The following is an 18,203-nucleotide window of genomic DNA, read 5'->3' on the forward strand; positions in this document are numbered from 1 at the left end:
GACGAGTTTTCACCAAACTCCTGCCTGTGGTTATGGGTCCCGGCCTTCGCCGGGACGACGCTGAGGCTGTGGTGTATGCGTCCACCCGTGTTGCCGTCCCTTCGCTCCTCGCAATGGCGGTGGTAAACATCGTCCATGTCCAAAGCCACCCCAGCCACACGCGCGCTCACAGCCGCCGGTGTTGCCTTCACCGTCCACGCTTACGACTATGATCCCGATGCCGAGAGCATCGGCCTCCAGGCGGCTGCTGCGCTTGGCGAAGACCCCGCGCGCGTCTTGAAGACGCTGATGGCGCTCGTCGATGGCAAGCCGGTCTGCGTGATCGTCCCATCCGACCAGGAAGTCTCGATGAAGAAGCTCGCCGCTGCTTTCAGCGGCAAGTCGGCGCAGATGATGAAGCTACCGGAGGCCGAGCGCCTCACCGGCTACAAGGTTGGCGGCATCAGCCCATTCGGGCAGCGAAAGCCCGTGCGCATCGTGATCGAGCAGAGCGCGCTCGCACATGACTATGTGTACGTGAATGGCGGCCAGCGCGGACTGCAGGTGCGGCTCAGTCCGGCCGATGTGCGGGACGTGTTGAAGGCGATCGTCGCGGAACTGGTCGCCTGAGCGCCGCGCTCTACTACTGCTTTTGCAACAGCTTCAGCCGGCAGCGCAGCGCTTCGCGGATGTGTGTGCGCGCGAGCTGCTCCGCTTTGCCGCCGTCGCGAGCCGCGATGGCTTCGATGATGGCCTGGTGCTCACCGTGGCTGGTCGAGGGGCGGCCCGATACCGTGAACGTGGTTGGACCGAGCAGGGCGATCCAGTCCTGCAATTCGCGCGAAGCGTTGTCGAGATAGCGGTTGCGCGCGGCGCGGCAGATCGCTTCGTGGAAGGCGCGGTTGAGTCTTGCCATGTCTCCTGCCATCTCGGTCGCGTCGGCCTCGGACGCTTCGACAAAGGCCTGCTCGATATCCCTGAGTGCATCGATCTCGGGCGCCGAGGCGTGCTCGGCCGCAAGTCGGGCGGCGGCGCCCTCCATGATCTCGCGCATGGCGTAGAGCTCGAGCACCTCCGAGATGTCGAGGTTGCGCACAATCAGGCCGCGGCCGCCGGCAGGTTCGACGAACCCGCGGGCCGCAAGTCGCCCGAGAGCCTCCCGCACCGGGGTGCGGCTGACCTTCAGCCGCTGGGCGACCTCCTCCTCGCGCAGGCGGTCGCCGGCGCGGTAGCTGCCGGCCTGCAACGCCTCGCAGAGCGAGCGGAACACGGCTTCGCCCAGTGCCACGCCGCCGCCGCGCGCGATCGAGCCGCCTACCTTTGTCGGACGTCTTGCCATCCATCCTCGTGGGCTCGCGCATCCTGCCCATGCAGCGATGGCGCTTGCCGGACGTTTGTATAGCTTTGTATACAAAGGTGCGCAATGATCCCGGATTGACCGACGCTGCCGGCGGGCAGAATGTTTCCAACTTCGTCGCACGGGCAGACGGCATGAGCAGCAAATACGATGTGCTGGTGATCGGCGGCGGCAACGCGGCGCTGTGTGCGGCGATCAGTGCGCGACGCGGTGGGGCGTCCGTGATGGTGCTCGAAGGTGCGCCAAAATTCTATCGCGGCGGCAACACGCGCCACACCCGCAACATGCGTTGCGCCCATGACGAGGCGACCGAAATCCTCACCGGCCCCTACACCGAGGAAGAGTTTTGGGAGGATCTCCTGCGCGTCACCGGCGGCCAGACCGACGAGGTGCTCGCCCGGCACATGATACGGGAGTCCAAGGACATCTTGAACTGGATCGTCGAGCAGGGCGTGCGCTGGCAGCCCTCGCTTGGCGGCACGCTGAGCCTCGGTCGCACCAACTCCTTCTTTCTCGGTGGCGGCCGCGCGATGTTGAACGCACTTTATCTCACCGCCGAGAAGCTCGGCGTCGACGTCGAATACGACGCCGAGGTCACCGACCTCGTGATCGAGGACGGCATGTTTCTCGCTGCTCGCCTCAAGCGGCCGATCAAGGGCGATACCGAGATACGCGCGACATCGCTGGTCGCCGCGGCCGGCGGGTTCGAGGCCAACATCGAATGGCTGAAGCAATATTGGGGCGAGGCCGCCGACAATTTTCTGATCCGCGGCACGCCCTATAACCGCGGCTCAATCCTGAAGATGCTGCTCGCCAGGGGCGTGCAGGAGGTCGGCGACCCCACCCAGTGCCATGCGGTCGCGATCGACGCGCGCGCGCCGAAATTCGACGGCGGCATCATCACGCGGCACGATTCCGTCGTGTTTGGCATCGTCGTCAACAAGCTGGCGCAGCGCTTCTATGATGAAGGTGAGGACATCTGGCCGAAGCGTTACGCGATCTGGGGCCGGCTGGTGGCCGCGCAGCCCGACCAGATCGCCTACATCATCTTCGATTCCACCGTGGTCACGAGCTTCATGCCGACGCTGTTCCCGCCGATCGCAGGGCAGACGATTGCCGAGCTTGCGGGCAAGCTCGAGCTCGATTCGGCTGCGCTGGAAAAGACGATTACCGAATTCAATGCCGCGGTGCAGCCCGGCACCTTCGACCACACCATTCTGGACGATTGCCGCACCGAAGGCATCACGCCGCCGAAGACGCATTGGGCACGGCGGATCGAGACGCCGCCCTACCTAGCCTATCCGGTGCGGCCCGGCATCACCTTCACCTATCTCGGCACGCGCGTGACCAGGGAAGCGCGCATGCTGATGGCTGACGGCAAGCCGTCGGCCAACATGTTCGCCGCCGGCGAGATCATGGCCGGCAACGTGCTCGGCAAGGGCTATGCTGCCGGCATGGGCATGACCATCGGAAGCGTGTTCGGACGGATTGCAGGACGGGAAGCGGCACGCCACGCGAAGAACTAGGACGAAGAAAAGACACGAGGGAGGAACCATGTCACGCATTGCCATCGCTTCGATCGCGGCGCTGCTAATCGTCGGCCACGCCCAGGCGGCCGAGCCGATCACGCTGCGAGACATGGGTTCGTTCCATGTCGGCGGCCGCCTCGTCGAAATCTCCGGCAAGCCGGTGAGGGAGGTCGTGTTCGCGCCCGGTGGGGTGCCGGCCAAGGTCGATCCCAACGGCACGTATCAGGTCGAGCAGATGTACGTGCAATATTTTCTGCCGGCTAACGAGAAGGGTGCCTATCCCTTGCTGATGTGGCACGGCGGCGGATTGACGGGCGTCACCTACGAGACCACGCCGGACGGACGCGAAGGCTGGCTGAATTATTTTCTGCGCAAGAGGTGGGCAGTTTATAATTCCGACGCGGTAGAGCGCGGACGCGCGGGCTGGGCGCAGTACCCCGATATTTTCAAGAGCGAGCCGGTCTTCCTGACCACGGCCAACCCGTTCGAGCGTTTCCGCATCGGCGATGGACCGAACTCATACGATCCCGATCCCGCCAAGCGAAGATTGTTGCCGGGCAACCAGTTCCCCGTCGAGGGTTACGAGAATTTCGTCAAGCAGAACGTGCCGCGCTGGACCACGACCGACGATGCGACCATCGCCGCCTATATCGCCGAGATCGATCGCGTCGGCCCCTCGGTGCTTCTGTTCCACAGCCAAGCCGGCACCTTCGGCTTCAAGGTCGCGCAAGCCCGTCCCGACAAGGTCAAGGCGCTGATTGCGATCGAGCCGGCAGGCATCGGCGATCCCGCCAAGGCGGATGTGCTGAAGAACATCCCGACCCTCATCATCTACGGCGACTATATCGAGCGCGATTCGCGCTGGCCCAAGATCCGCGCTAATGGCATCGCCTTTGCGGACGCCATCAAGGCGGCCGGGGGCAGCGTCGACATCATCGATCTCCCGCAGGCCGGCATCAAGGGCAATTCGCATATGGTGATGATGGACAAGAACAACCTCGAGGTCGCAGCCCTGATCCAGAAATGGCTCGAGGGCAAAGGTCTGACGAAGTAAAGCCATGCACGGAACCAGAATTTTGGACGAAGCCGACCGCCTGATGACGGTCTGCAATTCCTGCCGTTACTGCGAGGGTCTTTGCGCGGTGTTTCCCGCCATGGAGATGCGGCGCGCCTTCTCCGACGGCGACCTCAATTATCTCGCCAATCTCTGCCATGGCTGCGGCGCCTGCTACGTCGACTGCCAGTTCTCGCCGCCGCACGAATTCGACGTCAACGTCCCGCAGACGCTGGCGATCGCGCGCGCGGAATCCTATGCGGCCTATGCCTGGCCGCACGCGCTGTCCGGTGCCTTCGCGCGTAATGGTCTCGTCATCAGCATCGTCGCCGCGCTCAGCATGGCCGCCTTCATCCTCGGCTTTGCGGCCCTGAACGACCGCAGCGTGCTGTTTGGCGTGCACACGGGCCCCGGCGCGTTCTACAAGTTGATGCCGCACAACGCGATGGCGGCGTTGTTCAGCGCCGCCTTCCTCTATGCGATCTTCGCGCTGGTGATGAGCGTGCGTGCGTTCTGGCGGGATATCGGCCCGCCGATCGGCGGCCGTGCGGACGGCGGCTCCATCTTTCAGGCGATACGCGACGCTGGTGAGCTGCGCTATCTTCATGGTGGCGGCGTCGGCTGCTACAATGAGGATGACAAGCCGACCGACCGGCGCAAGCTTTTCCATCACCTGACCTTCTACGGCTTCCTGCTCTGCTTCGCCGCGACCTCGGTCGCCACGCTGTATCACTATCCGCTCGGCCGCGAGGCGCCGTATCCGTGGTGGGATCTGCCGGTGGTTCTCGGCACGCTCGGTGGCATCGGCCTGATCATCGGGCCGATCGGCCTGTTCGCCGCCAAGATGCGGCGCGATCCGGCGCTGCTCGACGAGCAGCGCTACGGCATGGATGTCGGCTTCATCGCCATGCTGTTCCTCGCCGGCTTCACCGGCATGCTGCTTCTGCTCTTGCGGGAGACCGCTGCCATGGGACCGCTGCTTGCGTTGCATTTGGGGGCAGTGTTCGCGCTGTTCATCACCATGCCCTACGGCAAGTTCGTGCACGGCATCTATCGCTTCGCGGCGTTGGTGCGTTATGCGCAGGAGCGCCGCGGAGAAGGCAGTTCTTGAGATTCAGACTTGCGGAAGCGGGTTTCGCGCACGTGAGCGGTAGAGAGAAGAAGTTCGGCATCCCGGTAAGGAGGTTCGGGCGGCGCGTGAGCGCCGCAGTCGCCCTTGAAAAATGCTATCAAAGGTTCTATTTTGATAGCATTGCAGTCAGTCTCCGGAGGATGCCATCATGGCCGCCGTCACCATCCGCAACCTTTCCGAGGAGGCGCATCGCGCCTTGAAAGTCCGCGCGGCGCAGCACAATCGCAGTGCGGAAGCGGAAATGCGCGCCATTCTGGAGGCCGCAGTGCGTCCCGAGGGCCGGCTGCGGCTTGGCACCGCTCTTTCGGAGATGAGCCGGAAGATCGGCCTCACCAATGCCGACGTCGAGGCACTTGAACTTGGCCGCGACGCGCGTCCCGCTGAGCCGGTGCGCTTCGAATGATCCTGCTCGATACCAATGTGGTCTCCGAGGCTATGAAGCCCGAACCGCATCCATCGGTCCGCGACTGGCTCGACGCCCAGGCGGCCGAGACGCTGTTTCTCTCCAGCGTCACCATTGCCGAACTGTTGTTCGGGATCAGCGCGTTGCCGCGCGGCAAGCGTAGGGACAGGCTGGCAGCTGCGCTTGACGGCGTGCTGGACCTGTTCGCGGCCCGCATTCTGCCCTTCGATACCGCCGCGGCGCGGCGCTATGCCGATCTCGCCGTCAAGGCGCGCGCGGCCGGGAAAGGCTTCCCCACGCCCGATGGCTATATCGCCGCGATCGCCGCCGCGCACGGGTTCGCAGTGGCATCGCGCGACACGAGTGCGTTCAAGGCTGCCGGTCTGACTATAATCGATCCCTGGACCGTGACCACCTGACGGGGGGCGGGCGCATCACGTTCTGCGAAATCGGTGATCGCCGGGTGGATCTCGCGAGCGCTGCAATCGGCTTCCTGCGGCTCGCATAGTCGATGTTGAGTGTCGCGAACCCGGTCGCCTGGAGTGCCCGCTCAAGACGTTTCAGGGTGCGGAGGTGCGGGCGATGCCATGGAGCAGTACCACTCCCGGGCATCGCGCGCTGCCCATGTCAGGCGCCTTGGACATCTCTCTTAGGCAACCTCGCGCTCCGCGCTTGAGGCCTGCTCCCGGGCCATCGTGGTTGCGGTGACGTAGTCGGTCTTGCCGGTGCCGAGCAGTGGCACCTTGTCCACCACCATGATCGCCGCGGGAACGGTCAGCTCGGATGCGCCGATCGCCTTGGCCTGGCCCTGCATCGCACTGCGCTCGGCGTTCTTTTCCGTTGTCAGCAGCACGATACGCTCGCCCTTGCGCGGATCCGGGATCGACACCGCGACCGATGCGGCCTGCGGCCACAGGGTCGTCGCGATGTTCTCGACCGCGGACAGCGAGACCATTTCGCCGGCGATCTTGGCAAAGCGTTTGGCGCGGCCCTTGATGGTGATGAAGCCGGCGGCGTCGATCGCCACGATGTCGCCGGTGTCGTGCCAGCCCTCGGCGAGCGGTTCGAGCACGCCGGGATTTTCGGCCCGCAAGTATCCGAGCATCACGTTCGGTCCGCGCACCGACAGGCGGCCGCCTTCCTCAATGCCGGGGACCGGGTCGAGGCGGCTTTCCATCAGCGGCGACAGGCGGCCGACCGTGCCGGGGCGGTTGGCCATCGGCGTGTTCATCGCCAGCACCGGCGCGGTCTCGGTCACGCCGTAGCCCTCGAGGATGCGGATGCCGTAGCGTTCCATGAAGACCTGCCGGGTGCGATCCTTGACCGCTTCGGCGCCGGCGATCACCAGGCGCAGGGTGCGGAAGTCATAGGCATGCGCCGAGCGGGCGTAGCCGGTGAGAAACGTGTCGGTGCCGAACAGGATCGTGGCGCCGGTCTGGTAGATCAGCTCGGGCACGATCCGATAGTGCAGCGGCGAGGGGTACATGTAGATCGGAATGCCCGCGAGCAGTGGCATCATCATTCCCCCGGTCAGCCCGAAGGAGTGGAACACCGGCAGCACGTTGAACACCTTGTCATTGGCGTTGGCATCGACCCGCGCCAGCGCCTGTGCGGCGTTCGCAAGGATGTTGCGGTGGGACAGCACAACGCCCTTGGGCGTGCCTTCCGAGCCCGACGTGAACAGCACGACGGCCGGATCGCTCGCCTGGCGGACGACGCGCGGCGTAGTCCCGGCGAGCAGACCCTTGATCTTGTCGGCCGTGCCGATCGAGGCGCGGACATCCTCGAGATAGACGACGCGAACTTCCGCGGAGATCGCGGCCATCAGCTTGTCGAGCTTGCCCTTCTCGATGAAGGCCTTGGACGTCAGCACGGTCTTCACCTGTGCGGCCTTCATGGCGGCGAGGACGTTGACCGGGCCGGCCGAGAAGTTGAGCATCGCCGGCACCCGGCCGATGTTTTGCAACGCCATGAAGACGACGGCGACGCCTGCGGAATTCGGCAGCAGCACGCCGACATTCTCACCGATAGCGGTGCCGTTCTCCAGCTTCCGGCTCAAGACCTGCGCGCCCAGGATGAGCTTGCGATAGGTCAGCTTGGTGCCGAGCGCGTCCTCGATGATGACCTTGCCGGTGTCGCGGTCGCGGTAAGCGTGTCCGAGCGCCTCGAACAGGGTGTGATCGAGCATGGCGTTCTTCACCATGGCGTCGATCATCACGTCCTGAAGTGCCGCGCCCGCGGCATTGCGGCGCGACTTGCCCTTGAGCGACGGATCGACCGGAAGCTTGACGGGCGGCAGGATGGTGACGGTCACCCGCGGAAACCACGTGCGCTTGATCTGGCTGCCGTTGAGATAGCTGAGATGCGAGCGTTGGGCGCCTTCGATGCGGATCGGGACGACGACCGCGTCGGCCTTGTCCGCGATCATCGCGGTGCCGTCATAGACTTTCATCAGCGAGCCGGAGACGGTGATGCGTCCTTCCGGGAAGATCACCACCGGCTCTCCGGCGGCGACGAGCTTGATGAGGTCGCGCGCGGCCAGCGGCTTGCTGGGGTCCATGGTGTAGTGCTTGACCACGCGCAGGAACGGCTTGGCCCACCAGGCCTTGGCGATGCCGGTATCAACAGCGAAGCTCGCGTCGATCGGCAGCACGGCGTGCAGCAGCGGGCCGTCGATCAGGCTGACATGATTGGGCGCGATCAGCATGCGCGTGCCAGCAGGCGGCAGGTTCTCCAGCCCGCGGACCTCGGTGCGGAACAGCGCGCGGAACAGCAGCCCGCCAAAGTCGCGCACGCCTTCCTTGCCCCACTTCGTCAGCACGAACCAGACCGCGCCGAAGCTGGCGATTCCGAGGCCAAAGAAGATCCAGCCGATGTGCAATCCGCCGGCCTGCAGCAGCGCGACGAACAGCGAGCCGGCCACCATGAAGGCGGCCTGCAGCACGTTGCCGGCGGCGATGATGCGGGCGCGCTCCGAGGGAGCAGACCAGGCCTGGACGGCGGCGAAGGACGGAACCACGAACAGCCCGCCGCCGAATGCGAAGGCGACGAAATCGAGCAGCATGCGCAGGCCCGCGAACGAGGTCGCGAAGTCGCCCGCGGTGATGTCCTGGCCCTTGGCGGTCACGCCGATCGCCCAGGCGAGGTCGAGGCCGGCAAACCCCATCATGATGGCGCCGATCGGCACCAGCGCGAGGTTTGGGCGAACGTGGCTCAGATTCGCGGCGAACAGCGAGCCGATGGCGATGCCGATTGCGAAGATCGCGAGACACAACGTCACCACGCCCTCGGTGCCGCCGATGACGTCCTTGACCAGTGCCGGCAGCAGTGAGAGCACGATGGCGCCCACCAGCCAGAACCAGGAGACGATCACGGTGCCGTCCCACAGCCGGTGATCGGCGTGCAGCGTCTTCAGCAGGCCGAGCGTCGAGGTCCAGGGATTGGCGTTGACCGGAAGATCGGGTGCAGACGGCGTCGTCGCGGGAATGCGGGAGGCGAAGGCCCAGGACAGCAAGGCCAGCACGACCACGGCCGATGCGACCCAGCCCATATGCGCGGAGCCGGCCACGAACTGGCCGCCGGCAACGGTGCCGAGCAGGATGGCCATGAAGGTCGCGCCTTCGACCAGCGCGTTGCCGGTCGCGAGTTCGCCGAGCTCGAGCTGGTCCGGCAGCATCGAATATTTCACGGGACCGAACAGCGCGGCGATGACGCCGAACAGTGCAAGTGCTGCGAACAGCAGCGGCACCGAGTGCAGGAAGAAGCCGGCCGCGGCAAAGCCCGCGGCAAAGATCTCGGCGAATTTGAGCCGCCTTGCGACGACGGATTTGACGTATTTGTCGGCGAGCTGGCCGCCGAGCCCGGACAGAATGAAATAGGGGAAGATGAAGACGGCGCCTGCGACCGTCACCAGCGCATCGCCGTGGCCGGTCGCGGCACTGTAAAGCAGGATGATGACGAGTGCGTTCTTGAGCACGTTGTCGTTCAGCGCCGAGAAGAATTGCGCCCAGAACAGCGGCGCGAAGCGGCGTGACGACATCAAATCCCTGATCATGACTAGTCCTGTTTTGGAAACGCTGTCTGAGGTTGTTTCATTGTCGGATGGGCGTCGGGACCGGAGGAGATGCGACGGGCATTTGCGGGTTGACGGCGATCGTCCCGGCCTGCTCTGCGCCTTTGCCTTCCGATCCTGTTGGTCTCCGCGTGGCGTGGTTTGGTTCGCAAATGGTTGGTCGCGGCTCTGTCACGCTCCGGCAAGGCGGCGTGCTCGCCTCAGGTGAGATGGGCTAGGCGGCGAAAGGGCGAGAGGCGGCCGAGCAGGCTAATGCGGCGGCCCTCATGACGGGCACGGCCGCGGTTAGCCCGCCACATCCGGAAGGTCGCCCGGCGCTCGGTCAGGACGCCGGCGATGTCGCAGGCATTTGCGATGCGATCGATCGGCCCCGTCGCGAACCGCAGGAGGGCGCGGCCAACTCCGGTCACGAGAGCTATGGCGTCATCGACGAAGGTGGAGGCGATATCAACAGCGAGGGTTTGCATTTTGCAGGTCTCCGGGTTAACTTGAACATTGTTCAAGTGAGTATCCTGAAAATGAACAATGTTCAAGACGAATCGTTGCGAGATCGAAAAAAGTCTCGCCGGCGGCAGCAGATCGTGGAGATCGCTCGCGGCATTATTGCAACTAAGGGATTGAAATCGTTGAAAGTCCGGGACGTTGCGGACGCCGCCGGCTGCTCGGTTGGCAGCGTCTATAACGAGTTCGGTGACTTCGACGGCGTGATCCTGACTGTGAATCGGGAGACTGTTAATGCGCTAACGGTGCGGCTGGGCCAGGTTCCAGCCGAGGATCCGGTTCGCCAGCTCTACGGGCTGGCCGCGACCTATCTCGAATTCTTCGCGGAGCACGCCAATCTGCTGCGCTCGCTGTTCGAACATCGGATGGAGGACGACCGCCCTTACCCCGATGACATCCTTCAGATGGTGATGGACGCCTTCGCGCTGATGCATGCGCCCCTGGTGCGGCTGCTTCCGAATGCAGACGACGTGCAGATCGCGCTGCTGTCACGCACCCTGTTTTCCGCCGTGCACGGGATCATCTCGCTCGGCCTCGAAGAGCGCATGGTGGCCGTACCGTCGCAAATGCTGCGCCAGCAGGTTGAACAATTTCTGGATGCGCATCTCGCGGGGCTCGGGATTCTGCCCATACGATAAAGTGCTGAGCGCTGCTATGCGCTGGCGGACTTGCGTTGCCGAGAGGTGACGACGATGACGTCCGTCGTCCCGTTGTCGACCTGAACACGGTTGCGTCCGTTCTCCTTGGCGCGATAGCAGGCGGCATCCGCGCGCCGCATCGCGTCCTCGAGCGTGGCGTTGCCGTCGGTGATGCAGGCAACGCCGATGCTGGCGGTCACGGCAAAGCAACGATCGTCCCAGGCGAAGACGGATAGCTCGAGCGCCCGGCGCAGCCGTTCGGCGATATCGACGGCGTCGTACGGTGGGCACCGCGGCAGGATCAAGCCGAATTCGTCACCGCCGAGCCGGGCCACCAGGTCATGCGGCCGCCGCTCCTGCTGCAGGAGGCGCGAAATCTGGCGGAGCAGGCGGTCGCCGGCGAGGTGACCGCAGCTGTCGTTGACGTCCTTGAACTGGTCGAGATCGAGCAGGATCAGGCCCAGCGAACCCGCCGCGGTGTCATCCAGCTCGCTTTGCAGGCGCGCCTCGAAGGCGCGACGGTTGGACAAGCCGGTCAGCCAATCGTGCGACGCCTGCCAGGCCAGGCGCTCCTTCTCGGCATGCAGGGCATCCTCGAACGCCTGTCGTTGCAGCACCAATCGCCGCGTGTGCCAGATCAGGAGCAGGATCAGCGTCATGGCTGTGACGATATTGACGCCAGTCAGCGTCATCTTGATGGCGCGGGAGCCTTCGCCGAGAACGGTGGAGAACCGCTTGGCGTGCACCGTGAATTGGGTGTTGAGCTCCGAGAGCCGCGACGACAACAATTGCAGGCGCTTGCTGTCCTGAACCGGCCCATTCTTCAACTCTGACCGTATGACCTCGCCGAACACGCTGAGCTCCAGCAGCATGGGGTCGGTGGCAGCCCACTCGCGGATCGCTTCCTTGAGAAAGCTGACCTGTTTGAAGTAGCGAAACAGCCAAATCAGTCCCGGCACGTCATCGGGGTGGTTGCCGCCTTGCAGGAAGCCGATGCGGGCGGCCTCGACGTCGACCGGATCGCGCTCGAGCGCCCAGCGCGCGAACTCGTCGCCGATGGGAACGGCCAGCGAGGTCTGATATTGCGCAAACTGGCTGGCGTCGCCCGAATGCAGATAGAGATTGAGGAAATAGACGGCGTTCTTCTGCGAGCGCGACCACAACGCTTCGCCCGCGACATAGGCGCGGACCGAGGACATCACCTCCAGGCTGAATCCGGCAATCGCGGCCTGCAGCAGAACGACCGTGACGAAAGGCGAGACGAGCTTGATGACGTGAAGGAAGCTGCGTCCCTTCGTTGACGGCGCTGTTCTGCGAAACACTTTGCGTTTCCCCAAGTCGCTCGACGACCCCAGCGGAGCGATCCGCTCATAACGCGGATTACGCGCGAAAGGTGCTTAACTCGACTTGAAAATGCCAGGAGACTGCGTCGCAGGGTGAAGACGTTGTGAAGCGGATGATGGCAGATCGTTGCAAATGCCGTCGAACCGGAACTGACGCGGCATCGGCGCGCCGATGTCTCGCATTCGCCCCAGATGGTTTACCCGATGGAGAGAGATTGCTCTGGCGCTAGACCAGCACGGGCTTGCGCACGCGCCCGGCGTCGCCGAAGACGCGCAAATAGCGCTCGATCTCCGAGGGCAGGCCGGTCGCCTTCTCGGGATTGTCGGAGAGCTTGACGGCCGGATGTCCGTCGACCGACGACACCTTGCAGACCAGCGAAATCGGATCGAGATTGAACGAGCCGTCGGGTGTGCAGCCGACGAAATCATTGGTGAGATTGGTGCCCCAGCCGAAGGAGAGCCGCACCCGGCCGGCGAAGTGGTGGTAGGTCTCCTCGATCGAGCCCACGTCCATCGCGTCGGAGAACACCAGCAGCTTGTCCCTGGGATTGCGGCCCTTCTGCTCCCACCATTTCATGATCTCCTCACCGGCCTGGATCGGCGGCGCGCTGTCGGGACGGAAGCCGGTCCAGTCGGCGACCCATTCCGGCGCATCGCGCAGGAAAGCCTTGGTGCCGAAAGCGTCGGGCAGCGCGATCAGGAGGTTGCCGCCATAGGTCTGGCGCCACTGGTCAAGGATGCGATAGGGCGCCCACCGCAACTCCTCGTCGTCGCTGGCGAGCGCGGCCGCGACCATCGGCAGCTCGTGGGCGTTGGTGCCGATGGCTTCGAGATCATTGTCCATCGCGAGCAGCACGTTGGAAGTGCCGATGAAGGACGGGCCCAGGCCTTCCTTCACGGCCTCCACGCACCAGCGCTGCCAGAGGAAGCCATGGCGGCGACGGGTGCCGAAATCGGAGAGCCGCAAGCCATCCAGCTTGCGCAGGCGTTCCACCTTGGTCCACAGCTTGGCCTTGGCGCGGGCATAGAGCACGTCGAGCTCGAAGCGGCCGCGGCCCTTCATCGCTGCGCGCGAGCGCAATTCGTTGAGGATGGCCAGCGCAGGAATCTCCCACATCGTGGTATGGCTCCACGGCCCGTGGAAGTGCAGCTCGTACTGGCCTTCGACCTTGCGCAGCTCGTATTCGGGCAGCCGGAATTCGGCGAGCCAGCGGATGAAGTCCGCCGAGAACATGTGGGTCTTGCCGTAGAATGTGTTGCCGGCAAGCCAGATCAGCTCTTTCTTGGTGAAGCGGATGGTGCGGGCGTGGTCGAGCTGGGCGCGCAGTTCGCCCTCGTCGATGATCTCGGCGAGCCGGACATGGCGCGATCGGTTGATGACCGAGAATGTCACCTGCTGATTCGGGTAAGATTCCCGAATCATTTGCAACATCAATAGCTTGTAGAAGTCGGTATCAAGCAGGCTGCGGATGATGGGATCCAGCCGCCAGCTGTGATTGTAGGTCCGGCTCGCAATGTCGGTCACTGTCATGGGGGAATTCTAGCGTGGCGGCCCCGGCGCAACCAGTGGGTTTGACGGGGATCAGGTTTTCGTGGAGGCGGGGTGCGAGGCCGTCGCCGCCATGGTCTCGAGCTGGCCTCTGATCCAGCGATGCGCCGGGTCCTTCTGATAGCGCTGGTGCCAGACCACGTACATCGGCAGCTCGGCCAGGGTTCGCGTGCGCGAGGCCAGTGGAATCCGCACCTGCGCGAAGCCGTGCATCACGCCGGGCGCCAGCAGGCTCGGCATGCTCGCCAGCATTTGCGAGCCACGCAGGAAGGACGGCACGCCGGAGAAGCTCGGCACCGAGATCGCGATGTCGCGGTGGAAGCCGTTGGCTGCAAGCCGGCGATCGAAGTCGAGCCGCTCATTGTCAGTGTAGACCACCGTGATGTGACGCGCCGCGAGATAGGCGCCGCGGGTAGCCGGCGCGGCACGCGCTTTGGGGTCGTAGTAACAAACGTAATGGTCTTGCAGCAGGCGCTTCTGCACGATGTCCACGCCGGATGGCGGCAGCGGCGTGATCAGCAGATCGCAGCGGTTTTCGCGCAGCATCGCGGGCGAGGGCGACTGCGAGGGGATCACGCGCAGGTTCAAGCTCGTCACTTGCGCGGCGACATGATCGAAGAACCGCGGCAGCAGCAGGTCGCGCTGGAAGTCGTTCGCGGCGATTGTCAGCGAAAGCTGCGCGCTCGCCGGCTCGAACGTGACGCCGCCGGCAAAGCTCCGCATCTCGTCGATCAGCGCCCGCGCCTTTGCCGCGAGCGCCTGGGCGTGCGCCGTGGCCACAATGCCGCGGCCGGATTTGGCAAACAGCGGATCGCCGACGATCCGCCGCAGCTTGTTGAGGGCGTGGCTGACCGCGGATTGCGTCAGGCCGAGCCGCGTTGCGGCGGCCGTCACCGAGCCTTCTTCCAGCACCGCCAGGAACAGCTCCAGCGCGTGGCCATCAAGCGCCAAATGATCGATTTTGTTCATGGAATTCATTATAATCGATCTATTTATCTTGAGAATAGCCCGCGCCATCATCTCCCGATAAACCGTGCGCCCAAACGGGGCGCGATAGGGAGAGACAACGCCGATGCATGCCCAGGCGCCAGCCTTGCGGGATCCCCGCCTCAACCACCCCGAGCCGTTCACGCCGCCGCTCGGTGACGGCGGCTTCTTCCAGCGCGACCGTTCCATGCATCCGCCCGCGTACGCGCCGGGCTACAAATCGTCGGTGCTACGTTCGCCGCGCCAGGCGCTGCTGTCGCTTGAGAACTCGGTCTCGGAGATTACGGGGCCAGTGTTCGGTCACAACGACCTCGGCGCGCTCGACAATGATTTGATCCGCAACTATGCCAAGGACGGCGATCCCGTCGGCGAGCGCATCATCGTCCACGGCCGGGTGCTGGACGAGACCGGCCGCGGCGTACCGAACACCCTGGTCGAGTTCTGGCAGGCCAATGCCGGCGGCCGCTACCGGCACAAGAAGGACACGTATCTGGCGCCGATCGATCCGAATTTCGGCGGTTGCGGCCGCGCGCTGACCGACGACACCGGCTACTATTATTTTCGCACCGTGAAGCCGGGACCCTATCCCTGGCGCAACTACATCAACAGCTGGCGTCCCGCTCACATCCATTTCTCGGTGTTCGGCTCGGGCTTCGCACAACGTCTGATCACCCAGATGTACTTTGAGGGCGATCCCCTGATCCCGGTCTGTCCGATCCTGACGACGATCCCGGACAAGGACGCGCTGGAGCGTCTGGTCGCGCCGCTCGACCTCAACGCATCGGCTCCGTTCGACTCGCTCGCCTACCGCTTCGACATCGTCTTGCGCGGCCAGCGCTCCACTTACTTTGAAAATCGCACCGCAGGGAACTAGGTCCATGCCGCAGCCGCTCAACTACCTCAAGGAAACCGCCTCGCAGACGGCCGGGCCGTACGTCCATATCGGGTTGATCCCGGCCATGGCCGGCTTCGACATTTTCGAGAAGAACTTCTCCAACGTGCTGGTGACGACGAACACGCAAGGCGAACGCATCACGCTGGAGGGCAAGGTGATCGACGGCAGCGGCACGCCGCTGCGTGACGTGCTGCTGGAGATCTGGCAGGCCAACGCGACGGGCCGCTACAACCATCCGGCTGATCGGTCAATCGGCTCGCTGGACGATGAATTTCGTGGCTGGGGCCGCGGCGGCTCCGACTTCGAGAGTGGTCTCGTCACCTTCGAGACCATCAAGCCGGGCGCGATCATCGACAAGACCGGCCGCAAGGGCGCTCCGCACATCAATGTCTGGATCGTCGCGCGCGGCATCAACATCGGTCTGAACACGCGCCTCTATTTCTCGGACGAAGAGGCCGCCAACGCCGCCGACCCCGTGCTCAACCTCATCGAGCAGCCGGTCCGGCGCTCGACGCTGATCGCAAAGCGCAGCGAACGCGCCGGCAAGATCGTGTATTCCTTCACGATCAATTTGCAGGGGCCGGAAGAGACGGTGTTCTTCGATGTGTGATCGTCTCAGGTCTCCTCGCCGTGGAGCTGCGCGCGAAAGGCGCGCGGTGACACGCCCGTGGCGGCGGCGTAGACCCGGCTGAAATAGGCGGGGTCCTCGAAGCCAAGCGCATAGGCGATCGTCGAGACCGGCAAATTGGTGTAGACGAGGTTGCGCCGCGCCTCGCGGATCAGCCGGTTGAGGATCAGGTGCGAGGCGGTGTCGCCGGTTGCTGACCGCGTCACCCGGTTGAGATGGGTCGGCGTGATCGACAGCGCACCCGCATAGTCCGCAACGCTCCAGCGTTCCAGATGATGCTGTTCCAGCAGCGCCTCGAAGCGACGGAATAGTCCGCTTTCAGCCGTGCCGTTGCCACCGCCCTCGCCGGTGAGCGCACGAGCCACCAGCCCAATCATGGCCGCCGACAGTGCACGCAGCACATGCGCTCGGCCGAAATCGCGCGCGGCGTGTTCGGCAAAGATCTGCTTCATGGTGATCCGGATCTGCGGCGTGCCGCGTATCACGGCCGAGCGCGACAAGGCACCCCGCAGTCCTTCGGAGGCGAGCAGCGCTTCGTCCAATATTTCCGCGGCGATGGTCAGCACCCAGCCCTGGGTATCAGGCACGAAACGGAAGCCGTGGACGTGGCCGACAGGCACGTTGACGATTTGCATCGGCTTCAGCTGCATCACGCGCCCGTCAAGCGTGGCTTCGCCGCCGCCGCGCTCGATCAGCAGCACCTGGTGCAGCCGGGCATGGCGGTGCACGGCCAACGTCCAGTCGTGCAGCACCGAGCGCGAGGCAATCGTCTCGCAATGCACGACATCGGGCAGATCGCCGGACTCGCCGAACAGATTGTAGACCCGGATCGCCGGGGCGGGGGCTGCGCTTCTCATGTTCGAATAGTACAAGACAAAGACGAAAGTCTCCATCGGTCAGCGGCGCTGAATCTGCAAGAAAGTGCAGAGGAGGATGCAAAAATGAAAGTTCAGGTCTGTATCATCGGCGGCGGGCCGTCCGGGCTGCTGTTGTCCCAGCTCCTGCACCTCAAGGGCATCGACACGGTCGTGCTGGAAAAATACAGCCGCGACCACGTGCTTGCCCGGATCCGTGCCGGCGTGCTCGAGCACGGCTTCGCCAGGCTAATGCGCGAGGCTCAGTGCGGCGAGCGGATGGACCGCGAGGGTGAGATCCACAAGGGATTCGAGATCGCCCATGACGGCGTGCTCTCACAGATCGACCTTTACAAGCATTCCGGCGGCAATTCGGTGCTGGTCTACGGCCAGACCGAGCTGACGCGCGACCTCTACGAGGCGCGCGACCGCCTCGGCGGCAACGTCGTGCACAACGCCGAGGATGTGACGCCGCATGACCTGACCTCCGACCGGCCTTACGTGACCTATCGTTCGAATGGCGAGACCGTTCGAGTCGATTGCGATTATATCGTCGGCGCCGACGGCTTTCACGGCGTCAGCCGCAAGTCGATCCCGAAGGACGTGCTGCGGGAATACGAGAAGATCTATCCGTTCGGCTGGCTCGGCGTGCTGTCGCGCACGAAACCGGTGTCGCCGGAGCTGATTTACGTGAAGCACGAGCGCGGCTTCGCGCTGTGTTCCTTGCGGTCGCAAGTGCTGAGCCGCTACTACGTCCAGGTGCCGCTCACCGACAAGGTGGAGGACTGGAGCGACGATGCGTTCTGGGCCGAGCTGAAGCGTCGTTTGCCGGACGAGGTCGGCGGCCGCCTGATCACGGGACCGTCCATCGAGAAGAGCATCGCGCCCTTGCGCAGCTTCGTCGCCGAGCCGATGAGCTACGGCCGCCTGTTTCTCGCCGGCGATGCCGCCCACATCGTGCCGCCGACCGGCGCGCGCGGGCTGAACAGCGCCGGCTCAGACATCTATTATCTCTACCACGCCATGCTCGCGCACTATCAGAACGACGATGATTCCGGGCTCCAGGGCTACTCCGCCAAGGCGCTGGCGCGGATCTGGAAGGCGCAACGCTTCTCGTGGTGGATGACGATGCTGCTGCATCGCTTCCCCGACCGGCTCGAATACGAGGACCGGCTCCAGCAGACTGAGCTGGAATATCTCCTTTCGTCCGAGACGGCGCAGCGCCTGCTCGCGGAAAATTATGTGGGGCTGCCGTTCTAGCGTGGAGTGAACCCGAAAAGCG

General features: G+C 64.3%; 16 protein-coding genes and 1 pseudogene. 10 read left to right on the forward strand and 7 right to left on the reverse strand.

Annotated elements, in window-relative coordinates:
* Positions 1–135: 135 nt before the first annotated feature.
* Positions 136–609, forward strand: coding sequence for a Cys-tRNA(Pro) deacylase (gene ybaK, locus AC0L20_RS20835; protein ID WP_456765878.1), 474 nt, complete (start codon positions 136–138; stop codon positions 607–609).
* 13 nt (positions 610–622) lie between these two features.
* Here ybaK and AC0L20_RS20840 read toward each other — a convergent pair whose 3' ends face one another.
* Positions 623–1,318, reverse strand: a complete 696-nt coding sequence (locus tag AC0L20_RS20840) for a GntR family transcriptional regulator (protein ID WP_456765877.1) — start codon at positions 1,316–1,318, stop codon at positions 623–625.
* Positions 1,319–1,470: 152 nt separating this feature from the next.
* Here AC0L20_RS20840 and tcuA point away from each other — a divergent pair, with 152 nt between their 5' ends.
* From tcuA to AC0L20_RS20865, 5 genes are all read left to right on the forward strand, one after another.
* Positions 1,471–2,862, forward strand: a complete 1,392-nt coding sequence (tcuA, locus tag AC0L20_RS20845; RefSeq protein WP_456765876.1) for an FAD-dependent tricarballylate dehydrogenase TcuA — start codon at positions 1,471–1,473, stop codon at positions 2,860–2,862.
* 28 nt (positions 2,863–2,890) lie between these two features.
* The gene (locus AC0L20_RS20850) at positions 2,891–3,919 is read left to right on the forward strand and encodes an alpha/beta hydrolase (RefSeq protein WP_473291640.1); all 1,029 of its coding nucleotides are present in this window, start codon (positions 2,891–2,893) and stop codon (positions 3,917–3,919) included.
* 4 nt (positions 3,920–3,923) lie between these two features.
* Positions 3,924–5,030, forward strand: coding sequence for a tricarballylate utilization 4Fe-4S protein TcuB (gene tcuB, locus AC0L20_RS20855; protein WP_473291643.1), 1,107 nt, complete (start codon positions 3,924–3,926; stop codon positions 5,028–5,030).
* Between the two features lie 169 nt (positions 5,031–5,199).
* A complete protein-coding gene (locus AC0L20_RS20860) occupies positions 5,200–5,454 on the forward strand; it encodes a FitA-like ribbon-helix-helix domain-containing protein (RefSeq protein ID WP_456765873.1) in 255 nt (84 codons plus the stop codon).
* Complete coding sequence (locus tag AC0L20_RS20865; RefSeq protein WP_456765872.1) at positions 5,451–5,873, forward strand: type II toxin-antitoxin system VapC family toxin; 423 nt, start codon at positions 5,451–5,453, stop codon at positions 5,871–5,873. The genes AC0L20_RS20860 and AC0L20_RS20865 overlap by 4 nt, the downstream gene beginning before the upstream one ends.
* Before the next feature lie 8 nt (positions 5,874–5,881).
* On the opposite strand, the pseudogene AC0L20_RS20870 reads toward AC0L20_RS20865, so the two are convergent.
* Both AC0L20_RS20870 and AC0L20_RS20875 read right to left on the reverse strand, forming a co-directional pair.
* Positions 5,882–6,098, reverse strand: a pseudogene (locus tag AC0L20_RS20870) (lipase family protein); the annotation flags it as partial.
* Between the two features lie 5 nt (positions 6,099–6,103).
* Positions 6,104–9,508, reverse strand: coding sequence for an acyl-[ACP]--phospholipid O-acyltransferase (locus AC0L20_RS20875; RefSeq protein WP_456765871.1), 3,405 nt, complete (start codon positions 9,506–9,508; stop codon positions 6,104–6,106).
* Positions 9,509–10,044: 536 nt separating this feature from the next.
* On the opposite strand from AC0L20_RS20875, the gene AC0L20_RS20880 reads away from it, so the two are divergent.
* A complete protein-coding gene (locus tag AC0L20_RS20880) occupies positions 10,045–10,665 on the forward strand; it encodes a TetR/AcrR family transcriptional regulator (RefSeq protein ID WP_456769706.1) in 621 nt (206 codons plus the stop codon).
* 14 nt (positions 10,666–10,679) lie between these two features.
* Here AC0L20_RS20880 and AC0L20_RS20885 read toward each other — a convergent pair whose 3' ends face one another.
* From AC0L20_RS20885 to AC0L20_RS20895, 3 genes are all read right to left on the reverse strand, one after another.
* Positions 10,680–11,987 carry a GGDEF domain-containing protein gene (locus tag AC0L20_RS20885; protein ID WP_456765870.1) on the reverse strand — a complete coding sequence of 436 codons (1,308 nt, stop codon included), beginning with the start codon at positions 11,985–11,987 and terminating at the stop codon, positions 10,680–10,682.
* A 247-nt stretch (positions 11,988–12,234) separates the two neighbouring features.
* Positions 12,235–13,539, reverse strand: coding sequence for a nicotinate phosphoribosyltransferase (pncB, locus tag AC0L20_RS20890; protein WP_456765869.1), 1,305 nt, complete (start codon positions 13,537–13,539; stop codon positions 12,235–12,237).
* Between the two features lie 51 nt (positions 13,540–13,590).
* The gene (locus AC0L20_RS20895; RefSeq protein ID WP_456765868.1) at positions 13,591–14,535 is read right to left on the reverse strand and encodes a LysR family transcriptional regulator; all 945 of its coding nucleotides are present in this window, start codon (positions 14,533–14,535) and stop codon (positions 13,591–13,593) included.
* 94 nt (positions 14,536–14,629) lie between these two features.
* Between AC0L20_RS20895 and pcaH the strand changes: the two genes are divergently transcribed.
* On the forward strand, positions 14,630–15,418 hold the full coding sequence (pcaH, locus tag AC0L20_RS20900; protein WP_473291659.1) for a protocatechuate 3,4-dioxygenase subunit beta: 789 nt from the start codon (positions 14,630–14,632) through the stop codon (positions 15,416–15,418).
* A gap of 4 nt (positions 15,419–15,422) precedes the next feature.
* Positions 15,423–16,049: a protocatechuate 3,4-dioxygenase subunit alpha gene (gene pcaG, locus AC0L20_RS20905; protein ID WP_473291663.1), complete on the forward strand. Its 627-nt coding sequence runs from the start codon at positions 15,423–15,425 to the stop codon at positions 16,047–16,049.
* Between the two features lie 5 nt (positions 16,050–16,054).
* Here the strand turns inward: pcaG and AC0L20_RS20910 are convergent, their stop codons facing one another.
* Positions 16,055–16,960, reverse strand: a complete 906-nt coding sequence (locus AC0L20_RS20910; protein ID WP_456765866.1) for a helix-turn-helix domain-containing protein — start codon at positions 16,958–16,960, stop codon at positions 16,055–16,057.
* A 48-nt stretch (positions 16,961–17,008) separates the two neighbouring features.
* Here AC0L20_RS20910 and pobA point away from each other — a divergent pair, with 48 nt between their 5' ends.
* Positions 17,009–18,181 carry a 4-hydroxybenzoate 3-monooxygenase gene (pobA, locus tag AC0L20_RS20915; RefSeq protein ID WP_456765865.1) on the forward strand — a complete coding sequence of 391 codons (1,173 nt, stop codon included), beginning with the start codon at positions 17,009–17,011 and terminating at the stop codon, positions 18,179–18,181.
* The last annotated feature ends 22 nt before the right edge of the window (positions 18,182–18,203 follow it).

It is taken from the genome of Bradyrhizobium sp. Kon58 (genome assembly GCF_055807455.1).